The organism is Pseudomonas sp. YuFO20, from assembly GCF_035064975.1.
GTDB classification, from domain to species: Bacteria; Pseudomonadota; Gammaproteobacteria; order Pseudomonadales; family Pseudomonadaceae; genus Aquipseudomonas; species Aquipseudomonas putida_AE.
In genome coordinates this window covers 1-1,377 of record NZ_JAXDEO010000143.1, presented here as the reverse complement: position 1 = coordinate 1,377, position 1,377 = coordinate 1, and the positions used below count along the sequence as shown (strand labels likewise).

General features: G+C 47.6%; 2 protein-coding genes. Both read right to left on the bottom strand.

What is annotated here, in order from left to right; all coding sequences use genetic code 11:
• Window positions 1–220: 220 nt before the first annotated feature.
• Window positions 221–814 (bottom strand): SMI1/KNR4 family protein, encoded by a 594-nt coding sequence (locus tag SOP85_RS30970; protein ID WP_323629401.1) that lies wholly within the window; start codon window positions 812–814, stop codon window positions 221–223.
• Window positions 811–1,377 (bottom strand): RHS repeat-associated core domain-containing protein (locus SOP85_RS30965; RefSeq protein WP_323629400.1); only part of this gene is annotated, 567 nt, incomplete at its 5' end. The genes SOP85_RS30970 and SOP85_RS30965, both read right to left, overlap by 4 nt.

The following is a 1,377-nucleotide window of genomic DNA, read 5'->3' as shown; positions in this document are numbered from 1 at the left end:
CGGCCCATGGCGTCGTAGCCGAAGCAGCTGGTGAGCGTGCCCTGGGTGCGCAGGACTTCGCGGTGCAGGTCGTCGCGCTCGATGTCGCTGATCAATTGTCCATCGAGGTTGAGTTGGTGCAGGTGGCCGCTGCCGTAGTACAGGTGATTGAGGTGTTGGGCTGATGCCAAGGAGTATTTTCTAGAAGTTCATCAGCACAAACCCTAGATCAGCGCCCCAACTAGTTATCGAACCGAATCAGATGTCGATATCTAGCTAAAACACTCTCGTATTTGGCAGCTTTTACCTCTTTCAGAACTACCTCATTTTCTTTTTCGAGTTTCTCTTTCAGATCTTTCACCGAATGGCTCAACCCTAATCCTTTCTTGATTTCCAGAATTTCTTGCAAAGTGGCTTTAGCTTTACCTATTGCCAAAATACTTACGGAGTCCGGCAATTCGTTGCCATCTTCAAGGACATACGCTACCAATTCTTCAACTGAGAAAAATATTTCCGCATCGTCTAAAAATGGATCACCAGAGCCTATGAGATAAAATTTATCTTCGGCAGATCTATCGATCAGAACAAGCCTGCCACCAGAGTCATCACCCACCAAAAGCTGCCCTGGAAAGTCCTTGTCTATATCATATGTTTTATTGCGCTCAGCTATTTCCTCCGTCGAATAAATCAGCACTTGATCATCAAGCAAGGCTCCATTATAGAGAGCCCAAAACCTGGCAACCCATACATCCTCATCGACCCCCAACAAGCGGACCGCTTCATTAATCATCGCTGCCGACGCAGGCGGATTTACTTCTGTACAACTTAGAGTCATTGAAACGCCCCTAATGAGTCAAAATATTTATACGATCTACTGGCAGCCTTTTTCGCAGCGCCAGGATCAACGCCAGCGTCAATTAATTCTTTGTAGGCGACACCAAACTCTTCCTTAATCGTTCCACCAAACCCAGAAATTCGCCGTCTAGTTCGCTGAAGCGATGAGATAATCGCATGAGGTTCTCCCGAAGAGCTTTTTAGAAGAATAGCAGGCGCCTCGTTTCTCTTATACCCTGTGACATTTCTTTTCGCCCACTCATCTTGGATAAAATGGTGTGACTGAACTAGTTTATCTTCCGAAATATTTTTGTGGCCCGATGCCCTATTAACACCAGGAGACAGGTTACCGTGGGCATCAACATCACCAGCTTTGTAGCCACCGGGACGATTGCAACTCCACCCCCACGGATCGCTCCAACCTATGGAATTAGGAGCGTATTGATACAGGTTTTCCCCGCCAATCAACCCAATCGGATCCTGCGTAACAAACCGCCCCACCTCCGGATCGTAATACCGAAACGTGTTGTAGTGCAGCCCCGTCTCGTCATCAAAATACTGCCC

Bases quoted from the DNA above. Each gene is read 5' to 3' on its own strand.
- SOP85_RS30970 (WP_323629401.1), bottom strand. From the start codon at position 814: ATGACTCTAAGTTGTACAGAAGTAAATCCGCCTGCGTCGGCAGCGATG.